This window comes from Actinocorallia aurantiaca (genome assembly GCF_039533685.1).
Lineage (GTDB): Bacteria > Actinomycetota > Actinomycetes > Streptosporangiales > Streptosporangiaceae > Actinocorallia > Actinocorallia aurantiaca.
Map to the genome: position 1 here is coordinate 126,380 of NZ_BAAATZ010000002.1, position 15,195 is coordinate 141,574.

15 protein-coding genes are annotated in these 15,195 nt (G+C 69.4%); 8 read left to right on the forward strand and 7 right to left on the reverse strand.

The window, feature by feature from the left end:
• Positions 1 to 278 precede the first annotated feature (278 nt).
• The 5 genes from ABD327_RS01360 to pknB are packed head-to-tail and all read left to right on the forward strand — an operon-like array spanning position 279 to position 7,166.
• The gene (locus ABD327_RS01360) at positions 279 to 968 is read left to right on the forward strand and encodes a hypothetical protein (RefSeq protein ID WP_344448557.1); all 690 of its coding nucleotides are present in this window, start codon (positions 279 to 281) and stop codon (positions 966 to 968) included.
• Between the two features lie 31 nt (positions 969 to 999).
• Positions 1,000 to 2,544 carry an FtsW/RodA/SpoVE family cell cycle protein gene (locus ABD327_RS01365; RefSeq protein ID WP_344448201.1) on the forward strand — a complete coding sequence of 515 codons (1,545 nt, stop codon included), beginning with the start codon at positions 1,000 to 1,002 and terminating at the stop codon, positions 2,542 to 2,544.
• Positions 2,541 to 4,058, forward strand: a complete 1,518-nt coding sequence (locus tag ABD327_RS01370; protein WP_344448202.1) for a peptidoglycan D,D-transpeptidase FtsI family protein — start codon at positions 2,541 to 2,543, stop codon at positions 4,056 to 4,058. The genes ABD327_RS01365 and ABD327_RS01370 overlap by 4 nt, the downstream gene beginning before the upstream one ends.
• Positions 4,059 to 4,067: 9 nt before the next feature.
• Entirely contained in the window at positions 4,068 to 5,225 is a 1,158-nt protein-coding gene (locus ABD327_RS01375) for a serine/threonine-protein kinase (RefSeq protein ID WP_344448203.1), read from the forward strand.
• A gap of 24 nt (positions 5,226 to 5,249) precedes the next feature.
• Positions 5,250 to 7,166 (forward strand): Stk1 family PASTA domain-containing Ser/Thr kinase, encoded by a 1,917-nt coding sequence (pknB, locus tag ABD327_RS01380; protein ID WP_344448204.1) that lies wholly within the window; start codon positions 5,250 to 5,252, stop codon positions 7,164 to 7,166.
• Between the two features lie 133 nt (positions 7,167 to 7,299).
• Here pknB and ABD327_RS01385 read toward each other — a convergent pair whose 3' ends face one another.
• Genes ABD327_RS01385 through ABD327_RS01395 form a run of 3 tightly spaced genes read right to left on the reverse strand, consistent with a single transcriptional unit; the run spans position 7,300 to position 8,761 of the window.
• Positions 7,300 to 7,953, reverse strand: coding sequence for an anthranilate synthase component II (locus tag ABD327_RS01385; protein WP_344448205.1), 654 nt, complete (start codon positions 7,951 to 7,953; stop codon positions 7,300 to 7,302).
• Complete coding sequence (locus ABD327_RS01390; RefSeq protein WP_344448206.1) at positions 7,940 to 8,107, reverse strand: hypothetical protein; 168 nt, start codon at positions 8,105 to 8,107, stop codon at positions 7,940 to 7,942. Before ABD327_RS01390 ends, ABD327_RS01385 begins: the two co-directional genes overlap by 14 nt.
• A gap of 9 nt (positions 8,108 to 8,116) precedes the next feature.
• Entirely contained in the window at positions 8,117 to 8,761 is a 645-nt protein-coding gene (locus tag ABD327_RS01395; protein WP_344448207.1) for a class E sortase, read from the reverse strand.
• A gap of 150 nt (positions 8,762 to 8,911) precedes the next feature.
• Between ABD327_RS01395 and ABD327_RS01400 the strand changes: the two genes are divergently transcribed.
• The gene (locus ABD327_RS01400; protein ID WP_344448208.1) at positions 8,912 to 9,169 is read left to right on the forward strand and encodes a cell division protein CrgA; all 258 of its coding nucleotides are present in this window, start codon (positions 8,912 to 8,914) and stop codon (positions 9,167 to 9,169) included.
• A 101-nt stretch (positions 9,170 to 9,270) separates the two neighbouring features.
• Here the strand turns inward: ABD327_RS01400 and ABD327_RS01405 are convergent, their stop codons facing one another.
• Positions 9,271 to 10,077 (reverse strand): rhomboid family intramembrane serine protease, encoded by an 807-nt coding sequence (locus tag ABD327_RS01405; protein ID WP_344448209.1) that lies wholly within the window; start codon positions 10,075 to 10,077, stop codon positions 9,271 to 9,273.
• Positions 10,078 to 10,126: 49 nt separating this feature from the next.
• Entirely contained in the window at positions 10,127 to 10,666 is a 540-nt protein-coding gene (locus ABD327_RS01410) for a peptidylprolyl isomerase (protein WP_344448210.1), read from the reverse strand.
• A 159-nt stretch (positions 10,667 to 10,825) separates the two neighbouring features.
• Between ABD327_RS01410 and ABD327_RS01415 the strand changes: the two genes are divergently transcribed.
• Entirely contained in the window at positions 10,826 to 11,626 is an 801-nt protein-coding gene (locus ABD327_RS01415) for a hypothetical protein (RefSeq protein ID WP_344448211.1), read from the forward strand.
• Positions 11,627 to 11,705: 79 nt separating this feature from the next.
• Entirely contained in the window at positions 11,706 to 12,482 is a 777-nt protein-coding gene (locus ABD327_RS01420; protein WP_344448212.1) for an acyltransferase, read from the forward strand.
• 1 nt (position 12,483) lies between these two features.
• Here the strand turns inward: ABD327_RS01420 and ABD327_RS01425 are convergent, their stop codons facing one another.
• Positions 12,484 to 13,299, reverse strand: coding sequence for a polysaccharide deacetylase family protein (locus ABD327_RS01425; protein ID WP_344448213.1), 816 nt, complete (start codon positions 13,297 to 13,299; stop codon positions 12,484 to 12,486).
• A gap of 134 nt (positions 13,300 to 13,433) precedes the next feature.
• Positions 13,434 to 15,113, reverse strand: a complete 1,680-nt coding sequence (locus ABD327_RS01430) for a DEAD/DEAH box helicase (protein WP_344448214.1) — start codon at positions 15,111 to 15,113, stop codon at positions 13,434 to 13,436.
• Between the last annotated feature and the right edge of the window lie 82 nt (positions 15,114 to 15,195).

The window sequence follows — 15,195 nt, forward strand, 5'->3', positions numbered from 1 at the left end:
GGCCAACCGCGGCGGCGGCCCCGACAACATCACCTGCGTGGTCGCGGACGTCGTCGACCTCGACCGGGAGCCCCCCGCCAAGGAGCGCCAGATGCTGGCGGGCGCGGCGGCCACCAAGGCCCAGGAGGCGGCGCAGGCCGCCCCGCAGCCGCAGCGCCCCGCCGNNNCGGCCCGCCGACCACCTGCGGGACACCCTGCCGCAGCCGTCGCTCCAGCTGAACAACGACTACGTTCCGCCGCCCTCCCCCGCGCCCCCGGGCCCGGCGGCCCAGGGCGCCGTGCCGCCGCCCTACCAGCAGGCGGGGGGAGCGCCCCCTGCGGCTCCGCCCCCGCCCGCCGCCCAGGGCGGTCCGCCGGGCGGACCGCCGCCCGGCCGCCGCAAGGGCAGGCCCGTGCTGCTGCTCGGCGCCGCCGGGGTCGTCGGCCTGCTGGTGATCGCCGCCGGCTACTTCGGCTACAACAGCCTGAACAAGGGCTTCTACCTCGCGGCCGAAGGCGAGAAGGTCGTCGTCCTCAAAGGCACCAACAAGAACCTGTTCGGCCTCTCCTCCTCGAGCAAGGCGCCGCAGAAGGACCAGCCGGACCTCACCCTGGCCGACGTGCCGAACCCCGACAAGAAGAAGATCCGCGCCAAGTCGATCCACCGCGACGACCTGGCCGCGATCAAGCAGGAGATCCTCCGCCTCGAGAGCGCCTGCACCATCCGGCTCCGGGACCAGGACAGGACCGTGGTGATCATCAGGGGCGAGGGCCAGCCGGGCTGCCCGGCCCAGCCGCTCGTCCAGGACCCCCAGTCCGGCCAGCCGCTTCCGCGGCCCGCTCTGAGCGCCCTGCCCGCGACCGCGCTCGAAGAGGCCAAGAGCAAGAAGTACACGACGGTCGCGGAGGCGGTCGCCGAACTGGCCGACCTGCACCAGCGCGCCGAGAGCTGCAAGGCCAAGCCCGACCAGGGCGACTGCCCGAAGTGAGGACGCGCGTGAGGAAGGGACTCCAGAAGTCATGACTGCGGTAGCCACGCCGACGGCTGCGCGACCACGCCGGGCGGCGTCCCTCGGCCTGCTCGTCTTCGCGCTCGTCGTCACCATCGCGGGCTTCGCCCAGGTCGGCCTCGCCCGCGACGGCGGCCTGCCCACCGACATGTTCGGGTACGCGCTGGCGATCATCGCGCTGGCCGGAGTCGCCTACTTCGTGATGCAGCGGTGGACCCCCTACGCCGACCCGGTCCTGCTGCCCCTCGCGATGCTGCTCAACGGCCTCGGGCTGGCGATGATCTACCGCATCGACCAGACCACGACCTCCGACTTCGCCGAGGAGAGGGACCGGTTCGAGGCCGCCAACCCCGGCCAGGAGTACGTGCCGTTCGGCGTGGGCGCCGACATCATGGGGCAGCTGCTGTGGACGGTCCTGTCCATCGGCCTGTTCATCGCCGCCCTGGTCATCGTCAAGGAGGTCAAGGCCTTCCAGCGGTACCACTACACGCTGGGCGCGGTCGGCCTGGTCCTGCTGATGCTGCCGATGGTCCCGGTCATCGGCACCGAGCTCAACGGCGCCCGGATCTGGATCAAGCTCGGGCCGTTCTCCATCCAGCCCGCCGAGTTCTGCAAGATGGCCTTCGTCGTCTTCTTCGCCGCCTACCTGGTGAAGAAACGGGCGGCTCTCTCCCTGGTCCAGCGCAAGATCTGGCTGCTGGAGCTGCCGCGCTCGCGCGACCTCTACCCGATCCTCGGCTTCTGGATCCTCACCCTGATGGTCCTGGCCGTGGAGAACGACTTCGGCACCGCGCTGCTGTTCTTCGGCCTGTTCGTCAGCATGATCTACATCGCCACCGGGAAGGCGTCCTGGGTCTTCATCGGCCTGAGCCTGTTCATCGGCGGCGTGCTGATCATCTACATCGGCGCCCAGCTGATCGGCATCGACCACATCAACCAGCGCGTCGAGATCTGGCTGTCGCCCGAGAACTACTTCGGCGGCGGCTGCAAGCTTCCCGACGGCACCGTCGACAACATGATCGACGCCAAGCCGACCTACGACGAGTGCATCGCCGCGGGCGGCAGCTACGCCGAGAGCGACCAGCTCATGGCCGGCCTGTACGCCATGGGCGAGGGCGGCGTGCTGGGCACCGGGCTCGGCCAGGGCCAGCCCTACCGCACCCCGCTGGCGTTCAGCGACGAGATCTTCACCTCGCTCGGCGAGGAGCTGGGCCTGACCGGCATCATGGCCCTCCTGATGCTCTACGTCCTGCTGGTGGAGCGCGGCTTCAAGGTCGCCATCGCCACCAAGGACGAGTTCGCGAAGCTCTTCGCGGGCGGGGTCTCCTTCGTCTTCGCGCTCCAGGTGTTCGTGATCACCGGCGGTGTCACCAAGCTGATCCCGTTCACCGGTCTGACCACGCCGTTCCTGTCGCAGGGCGGATCCTCGCTGCTGGCCAACTGGGTGCTGATCGCCCTCCTGATCCGGCTCAGCCACGAGGCGCGCAAGCCGGCGCCGGTGGCGATCCAGGACGAGGGCATGACGCAGATCGTCAACGTGGGGGGCCTGCGATGAGCAAGATGTCGATGAACGACCAGCTCAAGCGGGTGGCGCTGGTCGGCCTGGTGCTGATCGCCATCCTGATGATCAACGCCAACTACATCCAGGCGTTCCAGGCCAAGGACCTGCAGAACCACGCGCTGAACAACCGCAAGTCCCAGGGCATCTTCCTGCGGTTCCGGGGCGACATCTACTCCTCGGACAAGGTGAAGCTGGCCTTCTCCGAGCCGCTGAACCCCGGCAACGCCAAGACGAAGTACCAGCGCAAGTACCTGAAGAACGCCGAGGTCTTCGTCCCCGTCACCGGGTACTTCACCAGCACCCTGAGCAAGGGCGGGGTGGAGCTCTCCTTCGACTCCATCCTGGACGGCCAGGACGAGCGGCAGACCGCCACCTCCTGGATCAGGACCCTGGCCGGGGAGAAGCCGCTGGGCGGCAACGTCTACACCACCGTCGACGCCAAGGCCCAGCAGGTGGCCTACCAGCGGCTCCTCGCAAAGAACCCGAGCCGGGCCGCGGCCGTCGTCATCGAGGCGGAGACCGGCGCGGTCAAGGTCGCGGCGGGCTTCCCCTCCTTCGACCCCAACACGGTCGCCAGCATCCAGAAGCTCAACGAGGTCGCCACCAACCTCAACAAGCTGACGACGGACAAGGGCCAGCCGATGGTCAACAAGGCCTACGCCGAGCTCTTCCCGCCCGGCTCGTCCTTCAAGACCGTGGTCGCCGCCGCCTTCCTCGGCCAGAACGGCAACAACCTGAACACACCGGTGCCCGCCCCGGGCGAGATCCCGACCAGCGGCAGCAAGCCGATCAGCAACAGTCACAACGACGGCCTCAACTGCGGCCTTGCGCAAGCACCGCTGATCAACACCTTCGCCCACTCCTGCAACACCACCTACGCCCTGCTCGGCGCCGACGACCAGTACCTGGGCAACGAGGCGGTGCGCGCCCAGTCGGAGAAGTTCGGCTTCTACAAGAAGATCCAGATCGAGTCCGACCTGTCCGCCCCGGCGTCGGAGTACCCGCACAACGTGCAGAACCGTGACGAGATCCTGCGCGGTTCGTTCGGCCAGGGCGAGACCAAGTCCACCCCGCTGCAGATGGCGATGATCGGCGCGGCGATCGCCAACGGCGGCGAGATGATGAAGCCCTACCTGGTGGACAAGGCCGTCGCCCGGGTCGAGGGCGACAAGGGCAAGCCCGAGGAGGCCGGCACCATCTACGAGGCCGACCCGACCGCACTGGGCAAGCCGATCAGCAGCGACTCCGCGGGCCAACTGCAGGAGATGATGCGCCGGGTGGTCACCAACGGCACCGCCGGTGTTCTGCAGGGCCGCAACATCGCGGGCAAGACCGGTACCACCGAGCTCACCGTCGGTCGCGGTGGCGCCTGGTTCGTCGGGTTCGCCCCGGCCGACAAGCCCAAGTACGGCTTCGCGGTCTTCGTCGAGGGCACCGACCGGATCTTCGGCGCCGACACCGCCGGCCCGATCGCCGCCGACATCATCGCCGCCCTGAACCAGAAGTGACGACGTGAGATGACGGCTCTGTTCGGGCATCGCTACCGGCTGCTGGAGCGCCTGGCCTCCGGCGGCATGGGCGACGTCTGGCGGGCCTCGGACGAGCAGTTGGGCCGCACCGTCGCGGTCAAGCGGCTGCGTGCGGAATACCTCGCCGACGACGTCGCCCGGCGGCGGTTCCGGGCCGAGGCCCGGACGGCCGCGGCCCTGATGCACCCGAACATCGCCCGGGTCTACGACTACGGCGAGCAGGAGGACCTGGCCTACCTGGTGCTGGAGCTGGTCGGCGGCGAGCCGCTGTCCGAGCTCCTGCGCCGGTCCGGGAGGCTGGGCGTCGAGACCACCCTGGAGCTCGTCGCCCAGGTGGCGCGCGGCCTGCACGCCGCGCACTCGGCGGGGGTGGTGCACCGGGACGTCAAGCCCGGCAACCTGCTGCTCGACGCCGACGGCACCGTCAAGATCACCGACTTCGGCATCGCGCTGAACCCGGCGGGCGGCAGGCTCACCGAGACCGGGACGATCATGGGCACGGTGCAGTACCTCTCGCCCGAGCAGGCCGACGGAAGGTCGGCGGGCCCGGCCAGCGACCTGTACGCGCTGGGCGTCGTCGCCTACGAGTGCCTGTCCGGGCGGGTGCCCTTCGACGCCGAGACCCCGGTGGCGGTCGCCGTCATGCATGTGCACGAGGAGCCGGCGCCGCTGCCGTCCTCCGTCCCCGAGGCGGTACGGGCGCTGGTCGGGCAGCTGCTCAGCAAGGACCCGCTGGAGCGTCCGCTTTCGGCGGCGCAGGTCGCCGAGCGGGCCGAGGCGATCCGCCGGTCGCTGATCGAACTGCGCAGGGCCCGGGCGACTCCGCCGCCAGCTGTTTCGGCGTACCGCGCGAAGTGCCCGGCCGTCGTCGCCGGAGTTGGATTCCTGCTGCTGGGCACCCTGCTCGGCGGCTCTCTCACGGCCGGCTCACCGGACGGCGCGGACACGGAGGAGACCGACGCCTCGGTTTCGCCCACCGAGACTCCGGTCACACCAGAACATACGAAGCAACCTCCTACAACCCCAGCAAGACCGCACTATGACGCTGCGGGATCATCCGTAACGATTACCACAACGAAGCTTCACACCGAACCCAATCCCGGAAGCACTACCACTCGGGCGCTAGGTTCGGATAACAAGGTTTGACTCGGATCAAAGGAACTGCGAGACATGACACAGCCTCGGCTGCTGGGCGGCCGTTACGAGCTCGGTGGGGTCATCGGGCGCGGAGGCATGGCCGAGGTGTTCCGTGCCCGCGACCTCCGGCTCGACCGCACCGTCGCGATCAAGACCCTCCGCACCGACCTGGCCAGGGACCCCACGTTCCAGGCCCGGTTCCGGCGCGAGGCGCAGTCGGCCGCCTCCCTGAACCACCCGTCGATCATCGCGGTGTACGACACCGGCGAGGACGACTTCAACGGCCAGCCCGTGCCCTACATCGTCATGGAGTACGTCGAGGGCCACACGCTGCGCGAGCTGATCCGCCCGGAGAACGGCGCGGAGCGGCGGCTGCGGCCCGAGCGCGCGCTGGAGATCGTCGACGGCATCCTGCTCGCCCTCGATTACTCCCACCGGGGCGGGATCGTCCACCGGGACATCAAGCCCGCCAACGTCATGCTGACGCGCAACCACGAGGTCAAGGTGATGGACTTCGGCATCGCCCGCGCGATGTCGGACTCGGCCGCCACCATGACCGCGACCGCCCAGGTGATCGGCACCGCCCAGTACCTGTCGCCCGAGCAGGCCCGCGGCGAGCGGGTCGACGCCCGCAGCGACCTGTACTCCACCGGCTGCGTGCTCTACGAACTGCTGACCGCCCGGCCCCCCTTCCAGGGGGACTCGCCGGTGGCGATCGCCTACCAGCACGTACGGGAGGAGCCGATCCCGCCGTCCCGGCTCGATCCGGAGATCCCCCAGTGGGCCGACAGGATCGTGCTGAAGGCCATGGCCAAGGACCCGGCGAACCGCTACCAGAGCGCCTCGGAGTTCCGAGCGGACATCCAGCGGGCAATGCAGGGCGTCCAGGTGGCCTCCCAGAGCACCTCGACCATGGTGGTGCCGCCGATGGCCGGCACCCAGGTGATGGGCCAGGTCCCCGGCGGCCCGACCCGGGTCCAGCAGCCCGTGAGCCCCGCCACCTACGCCGGGCAGGGCGGATACGACGACCTGCCGCCCGTCCGGTACGACGATCAGCCCACCCAGCAGGGCGGGAGGCGCCCGGTCGCCTCCGATGACGACGAACCCGGCAAGAAGGCACAGAAGGCCGCGTTGTGGCTGCTGCTGGCGGTCGTGGTCATCGGTGTCTTCGCCGGACTGGCCGTGCTGCTGACCAGCGGCGGCGATGACGGCGGCGACGAGAACGCCAAGACGACGGTGGCGATCCAGAGCGTCGAGAACATGTCCCAGAGCGAGGCCACCAAGGCCCTGGAAGATCAGGGCTTCAAGGTCGAGGCCGAGAAGCAGCCCCACGACAGCGTTCCCAAGGGCAAGGCCATCGGCACCGATCCCGCCGCGGGCCAGGACGCCGAGAAGGGCAGCACGGTCACCCTGTTCGTCTCCACCGGCAAGGAGAAGCTGACGCTCCCCGGCGGACTGGCGAACAAGCCGTTCGAGACCGTCGAGAAGCAGCTTGAGGGCATGGGACTGCTGGTCGAGCGGCATGACGAGACCAGCGACAAGGTCAAGCCGGGCCTGGTCATCAGGACCGACCCGGGCTCCGGCTCGTCGGTGTCGCCGGGCGGGACGGTCAAGGTCTTCGTGGCCAAGGCCGTGGAGAAGGCCGTGATGCCCGACCTGGCGGGCATGGACCAGGCCGCCGCCGCCGCCGCGCTCCAGAACGCCGGTTTCACCAAGAAGCCGAACTTCGTGGAGAAGGCCGCCGAGGGCGACTACGCGCCGGGCACGGTCTTCGCGACCAACATCCCGGCCGGTCAGGAGATCCCGGTGAACAGCTCGATCGTGGTCTACATCGCCAAGCAGCAGGAAGTGCCGCCGGAGCAGACCCCGCCGCCGGAGCAGCCGGACCCGACCCAGCCGGATCCGAACCTGCCGCCGGAGGAGGACGACACCAACCCCTTCGCGCCGTGATCGGCTTCTGAGAACGTGAAAGAGCCCCGGACCTCGAGGTCCGGGGCTCTTCGCTCGCACGATCAGAATCGGCCGGAGGGTCTCCGGGCATGAGAAGAGGGCTTCCGCCACTCGGGGGCGATGGCGGAAGCCCTCATACGGAGTTCGTCATACCAGGGCCCGTCGTTACAGGTTCCTGGAAAGAAGTTGAAGAAAAAACTCCTCCCGGGCGCAATGAGCGCAGCCAGGTGGCCAGCAGGGCGTGGCCGTGCTCGCTGAGGACGGACTCGGGATGGAACTGCACGCCCTCCATCGGCGCCGTCCGGTGCCTCAAGCCCATGATCACGCCGTCGGGGGTGGTGGCGGTGACCTCCAGCTCCGCCGGGACCGTACGAGGGTCCACCGCCAGCGAGTGGTACCGGGTGGCGCGGAACCGCGGCGGCAGCCCGGCGAAGACCCCCCGCCCCGCGTGAAGGATCTCGCTGGTGCGGCCGTGGACGATGCTCGGCGCGGGCCCCACCCGCGCCCCGCAGGCGTACGCGAGGGCCTGGTGGCCGAGGCAGACGCCCAGGACGGGCGGCCCGCCGCGGCGGGCGCCGGCCAGCAGCTCCAGGCAGACGCCGGTGTCCGCGGGGTGGCCTGGACCGGGGCTGAGCAGCACCCCGTCCATGCCGGAGGCGTGCTCCGCCCGCGCCTCGTCGCGGTCGAGGACCCGGCAGTCGGCGCCGAGCTCCCGCAGGTACTGGACGAGGTTGTAGACGAAGCTGTCGCGGTTGTCGACGACGAGGACGCGCTCAGTTGTCCTCATGGATGGTTCCCTGGTCGAACTGGATCTGCGGCTCCACCCAGGGGAAGACGACGTACCAGAGCAGGGCCGCGAGGGCCAGGACGAGCGCCAGCGCGATCGCGGACTTGGCGAGGGGGCTCTTGGCGGGAAGGTGGCGCCAGATCCAGAGGTACATCGGACTGCCTTACTTCTGGCCCCCGCCGCTGACACGGGGGAGCTGCCGGTCCAGCTCACCGAAGACGATGAGCCGCTGCGCCGCAGAATACTTGGGATGGCAGGTGGTGAGCGTGATCATCTTCCGCTTCGGCTTCTTCCCCGGGTGGAGGGGGACCGGCGCGGTCACCTCGACCCGGGTGGGCGCGACGATCTGGAGCTTCGTCACCTTGTAGACGTACTGGGTCTTCTTGGTGTCGATGAGGATCTCGTCACCGGCCCTGAGCCTGTCCGCCTTGTTGAAGGGCGCGCTGTAGGTCGTGCGGTGGCCGGAGACCACGAAGTTGCCGACCTGGCCCGGCAGGGCCGTCCTGGCGTAGTGGCCCGGCCCGCGCCGCAGGTCCGCAGGGGTGGTGCCCTCCACGATCACGAACTTGTAGTCCTTGCCGAACCGGGGGACGCGGATCAGCGCCAGCCCGTCGCCGAGCTTCACCTTCTCTGTGGTGACATGGGGTTCGGCCGGCTTCGACCACTTCTGGTCCAGTTGTTCGGTCAACGTCTCCTGGTGGGCCTCGGTGTACCGGCCGGTGCCCCACAGCTCGTAGGTCACGAAGAGCAACACGACCAGCCCGAAGGTGATGAAGAACTCACCCAGGACCTTGATGAGCCCGCGCATCAGAGAAGCCCTCCCACCCGGATCAACCTACCAGCGGGGCGCGCGCACCACGGGGACGCTGCGTCCGCGTGCGGGAGCTATTAGAATTCAGCGGACTGGACGTTTGCGCGGGAGAGACGCGCGTCCCCGCGTTCGTTGAGGAGACTACCCGTGGCCAAGTCCAAGACCCGCAAGAAGGCCGTCTACACTCCGCCCGTGCGGGCCGAGAAGGCCGCCGTCACACCGCGCTGGCTGGTGCCCGTCATGCTCGCCGCGTGGCTGATCGGACTGGGGTGGATCGCCACCTACTACGTCGGAGCCAGCACCGGATCCGACGTGCCGCTGATCAGCGATCTGGGCAACTGGAACCTGGGCATCGGCTTCACCCTGATCATCTTCGGGGTGATCCTGTCGACCAAGTGGCGTTAGCCCTTACCCACTCGGCCCGTGGTTCAATCCACGAATGTTTTCCACAGCCTGGGGATAACGCGAGTCGTTATCCCCAGGCTGTCTGGGTTTATCCACAATCCTCAGGTCAGGGCGCCGGTCCGCACCACGATCAGCGCCAGCAGCAGCACCGTGATCGCGGCGGTCGCGCCGAACTGCACGGCGTTCCGGCGCTCCCGCGGCGCGTAGGCGTACGCGAACGCCAGCAGCCCGCCGGTGACCAGCCCGCCCAGATGGCCCTGCCAGCTGATGCCGGACCACACGAAGGTGAAGACCAGGTTCAGGATGATCACGAAGGCGATCGGCCTGATGTCCAGGTTCATCCGGCGGGACAGCACGAAGATCGCGCCGAACAGGCCGAAGATGGCGCCGGACGCTCCCGCCGTGTTGGACAGGTACGGCGAGGCCAGGTAGACCAGCGTCGCACCGCCCAGCGCGCTCACCGCGTACAGGGTGAGGAAGCGCGTCCGGCCGAGCCACAGCTCCAGCGACTGGCCCACCGCCCACAGCGCCCACATGTTGAGCACCAGGTGCGCCAGGCTGTTGTGCAGGAAGGCCGAGGTCGCCAGCCGGTAGAACTCGCCGTCGGCGACCAGCGGCGGGATCAGCCCGAAGTCGAACCGGATCAGGCCGGCGTCGCCCAGCCCGTACTGCAGCAGGAAGACCACGACATTGACCGCGATCAGCGCGTAGGTCAGCCGGGGCGAGGTCGCCACCTCGCCGCCGAACCTGCCGGCCGCGTGCCGGACGTCGCGGTTGCCCGCCTTGACGCATTCCGGGCACTGGAAGCCGACCGACGCCTCGACCATGCAGTCGGGGCAGATGGGCCGGTCGCACCGGGTGCAGCGAACGTACGTCTCTCGTCCGGGGTGCCGGTAACAGGTGGGCACTCCGGTCTGTTCCTGAGCCGGGGGAGTGTCTGTCACGTCAGTACAACGGTCAACGACGCTCGATCGTCACCGACTCCAGCACGACGGGCTCCAGCGGGCGGTCGCCGGGGCCCGTCGGGGTCTTTCCGAGGACGTCGACCAGGTCCTGGCCCTCGATGACCTCTCCGAACAGGGTGTGGCCGTTGTTCAGCCACGGGGTCGGAACGGTGGTGATGAAGAACTGCGAGCCGTTGGTGCCCTTGCCGCCGCGCTTGCCCGCGTTGGCCATGGCCAGCAGGTAGGGGCGGTCGAACTTGTTCTGCGCGTGGATCTCGTCGTCGAAGTCGTAGCCGGGGCCGCCGATCCCCTTGCCCAGCGGGTCGCCGCCCTGGAGCATGAAGTTGTCGATCACCCGGTGGAAGACCGTCCCGTCGTAGAGCGGGGTCTTGGAGACGACGCCGGTCTCCGGATGCTTCCACTCACGGGTTCCCTCGGCCAGCTCCACGAAGTTGGCCACCGTGTTCGGCGCCAGCTCCGGGAACAGACGAACGACGATCTTTCCCTTGGTCTTTCCCTGACTGATGTTGAACGTCGCGAGCGTCTCGCCCATGGCTCCTCCTGATGCTTGTCAGCGCTGACCAAGCCATCCTGCCACGCTCCCCGGACCAAGCGTCCGCAGGTGTGACGTGTGCCCGGGAAGGTGTGACGCACCGGGGCCGGGGAAGGGAGTTTTCAGGACCGTCAGCTATTCGGGGGAGGAAACGTGTCCATGCGTCTTTCCGTTCGCAGCACGCCCAAGGAGGTCAACCGGAAGTTCCGGCTGAAAACCAAGGGTCTGACCGGGAGCATGCGCGACTCCAGCATGCCGGGCCTGAAGAAGAGCCCGGGCATGAAGAGCCGGAACTCCAGCATGCCGGGCCTGAAGAAGAGCCCGGGCATGAAGAGCCGGGGCTCCATCGCCAAGTCCCTGTCGAAGCCCTCGTTGTCCAAGCCGTCTCTTTCGAAGCCGTCCCTTTCGAAGGCCCGGATCAAGTCTCGGGCGCGCACCGGGATGTCGCGCGCCCACACCGGCGCGTCCCGCGTGCAGACGGGGATGCACCGGACGCAGACGGGGGCCGCCCAGGCCATCGGCTGGATGGTCCCGGCCTCGATCGCGGCGCGCAGGATCGCGTCCCGCCGGATGACGGACGCCCGCGGCTGGACCGCCCCGCGCGTCGAGCGTGCGGCCGTCTACTTCAACGGCAGCATGGCTCCTAAGATCGGCTCCGCTCTGAGCGGCACCGCCGCCTGGATCGAGCCTCCCAAGCGCCACCGCGCCACCCGCAACACGATGGTGGGCACCCTCGCCGCCTGCCTGGCGGGCGCCACCGTGGCCATGATGATGACCCGGCGCCGGCACCAGATGCAGCACCTCCTGGAGCCCGAGGAGGGCCTGGAGTCGGAGCGCCGCAACCGGGAGCAGACGCTCTCGGGCTCCTACAGCCCGACCGGCCAGAGCGCCTCCTACGGGGAGGCCGGCCGCGGCTCCGCGCCCAGGAGCACCCGGCCGGGGGGCCTGGGATCCCCGTGATCCCTGGATGAGCTGCGTTTCCGGGCTACCCGCCCTACCGGCGGGTAGCCCGTTTTCTAGGTCCCTGTACCTTTGCCCCATGTTGAAGGATGGCGCGCGCCGGCTGGCCGGAAAGGCCGTGCACCGGGCCTACGCACTGATCCGCAGGCTGGGCGAGATCAGCCCCGCCTCCCCCGGGGGCAAACGCTTCCACCATCTGGGAGAGGGCGCCTGCATCGCCTTCCCGCAGGGCGCCATCTTCGGCGAATCCTGGATCTCGGTGGGAGCGCACACCCTGGTCGGCACGCACGTGTCCATCTCGGCGGGCTTCGTACCGGGACTGGACCTCGGCCCCGACGTCATCGTCAGGATCGGCGAGAGCTGCTCCATCGGGCGGGGCACCCACATCGTCGGCCACCAGTCGATCGTCATCGGCAACGACGTCTTCACCGGCCCGTACGTCTACGTCACCGACCAGAACCACACCTACGCGCAGCTCGACGCGCCCATCGGCCGGCAGTGGCCCGAGAACAGCCCCGTCGAGATCGGCGACGGCTGCTGGCTGGGCACCGGCTCGATCATCCTGCCGGGGACGCGGCTGGGCAGGAACGTGGCGGTGGCGGGCGGCGCGGTGGTCAGGGGCGAGTTCCCCGACAACTGCGTGATCGGGGGCGTTCCGGCGAAGATCCTCCGCAGGTACGACTCCGAGGAGGGCTGGCTGCCCCCGCTGAAGAACAAGCCCCAGCTCATCACCGCGGAGGAGCTCGCCCTGCTGTCGGTGGAGGGCATGCGCGGGCTCCAGGAGCTCCAGGACAAGCTGCGCGAGGAGAACCAGTCGATCCAGGAGGACCGGGAGAGGCGCGAGCAGGCCGGCTGAGTCAGTGGCCCAGGTACTTCTTCCCGGGCTTCGGCTTCTCCCCTTCCAGGGCCGCCAGGACGTCCGTGACCGTCGCCAGGGTCAGACCCCGGCGCTTGGCCTCCTTGAGGATGCGGGGCACGGCGTCCACGGTCGTGGGGTGGATGTCGTGCATGAGGATGATCGATCCGCGGCGCAGCCCCCGGATGGCCTGGCGGGCGACCTTGGAGCTGTTCTTGTGCCGCCAGTCATCGGTGTCCACGCTCCAGAGGATCACTGACATGCCCTCCTTGCGCGCCTCCTTCTCGACCCGCTTGTCGGTGGCTCCGTAGGGCGGGCGGAAGAGGTCGGGGCCGAACCCGAGGATCTCCTCGATGATCCTGCTGGTGTCGTCCAGCTCCCGGTGCACGACCTTGGCGGACTCGGCGGTCAGCTGCAGGTGGTGCTGGGTGTGGTTGCCGACCTCGTGCCCCTCCTCCGCCTCGCGCAGCAGGGTGCCGGGGAACTGCGAGACCTGCGGGCCGACGACGAAGAAGGTCGCCTTCGCCTTCGCCCTGCCGAGCATGTCCAGCAACCGCTCGGTGTCGGGGCCCGGCCCGTCGTCGAAGGTCAGGGCGACGCACTTGAGCTTCCTGCAGTCCGTCTTCGGCCGCTCGAAGGAAGGGGGAAGGGTGGGCAGCGGAGGGAGGAGCTCCGCGTCCTCCCAGCTGTCCGCCTGGGCGGAGGTCCGTTCGGTCCGGTGGGCGTCGCTCACCGACGCCCCTGACACCAGCATCAGCCCCATCAGCCCGGCGACACCGATCGCCAGCCTCCTGCCCCAGCGCACTGATCCCCGCATTCTTCGCCGCCACCACGACCATCGGAGTCTAGAACTCAGTCACCACAAACGGTAAGAAAGTGGAGAAAGCAAGAATGACACAGGCCGGACCCGTCATGGGCCCGGCCTGTGCCGATCAGTCTGTGATGAGTGGATCAGGCGGTCGTCGAACGACGCTGCCGGTACGGACGGTCACCGCCACCGGAGGCGTTGCCGCCGGTGTGCCGGGCGGAGCCCCGGTGGGGACGGCCGCCGCCGCCTTCACGGTTGCCCTGGTAGCCACCGCTCTCGCCGCGGTTGCCCTGGTAGCCACCGCCACCCTCACGGTTGCCCTGGTAACCGCCGCCCTCGCTGCGGTTGCCCTGGTAGCCACCGCCACCCTCACGGTTGCCCTGGTAGCCACCGCCCTCGCCGCGGTTGCCCTGGTAACCGCCGCCTTCACGGTTGCCCTGGTAGGAGCGGCGTCCGCCCTCGGAGGACCCCGAGGAGCCGCCCTCGCCGTCGCGGAAGCGACGGGGTCCGCCGCTTCCCCTGCGGGGCCCGCCGCGGCCGCCGAAGCCGCCGCCCTGACGCCGCGAGGAGCGCTTCTCCTGCTCGGGGATGAGGGGCTCGGGGAGGGCCTCTCCGGACGGCTCGCGCGCGCCGGTCAGCGCGACCAGAGCCGGGTCCATCGAGGTCACCTTGACGCGCTCGGCGTGGATGCCGGCGCGGCGCATCATCGAGGTCGTCGCCCGCACCTGGTGGGAGAGGACCATCGTGACGACGGTGCCCTTCTCCCCCGCACGCGCGGTGCGGCCGGCGCGGTGCATGTAGTCCTTGTGGTCCGCCGGCGGGTCGACGTGCAGCACCAGGGTGACGTCGTCCACGTGGATGCCGCGCGCGGCGACGTCCGTGGCGACCAGGACGCTGATGCGGCCCTCGCGGAACTCGGCCAGCGTGCGGGTGCGCAGGTTCTGCGACTTGCCGCCGTGCAGGCCCGCCGCGCGCACGCCGACCGACGTGAGCTGCTTGGCGATCCGGTCGACGCCGTGCTTGGTGCGGGCGAACAGGATCGTCCGCCCCTCCCGGTTGGCGATCTCGGCCGTGATGGTGTTCTTCTCCTTCGGCGGGACCAGGAGAAGGTGGTGCTCCATCGTGTCGACCGTGTCGCCCACCTCGCTGAGCGCGTGGGTGACCGGGTCGTTGAGGTACTTGTTGACCAGGACGTCGACCTCGCGGTCGAGGGTGGCCGAGAACAGCATCCGCTGCCCGCCCGGCCGGACCTCGTTCAGGATGTCGGTGACGTCGGGCAGGAAGCCCATGTCGGCCATGTGGTCGGCCTCGTCCAGCACCGCGATGCGCACGTCCGACAGGTCGCAGGCGCCCTGGCGCATGAGGTCCTTGAGGCGGCCGGGAGTGGCCACCAGGATCTCGACGCCGCGGCGCAGCGCGTCGATCTGGCGGGGCATCGAGGTCTGGCCGATGACCGTCTTCATCCGCAGGCCGACGGCGCGGCCGAGCGGCTCGATGACGGTCTGCACCTGCTGGGCGAGCTCGCGGGTCGGCACCAGGATGAGGCCGAGCGGCTTCTTGGGCCGGGCCTGCTGGTGGCTCAGCAGGGTGAGCAGGGGGAGGCCGAAGCCCAAGGTCTTGCCCGAGCCGGTCTTACCGCGGCCCAGGATGTCCCGTCCGGCGAGCGCGTCGGGGATCGACGCGGCCTGGATGGGGAAGGGGTGGGTGATGCCGTTGCGGGCGAGCGACTCCACGAGCGCGGCGGGCAGGCCCAGCTCCGCGAAGGTGGGCAGGATCTCTTCTTCCGTGGCGGGGGTGGACAGGGCAGGGGATACGTCTGACACGTACAGCCTTCCGAGAGGGGGGCACGTCTCGGGAGGCCCCCGGTGCCGGCGGCACACGAACGAAGAGGGGGTCGCTGCAAGG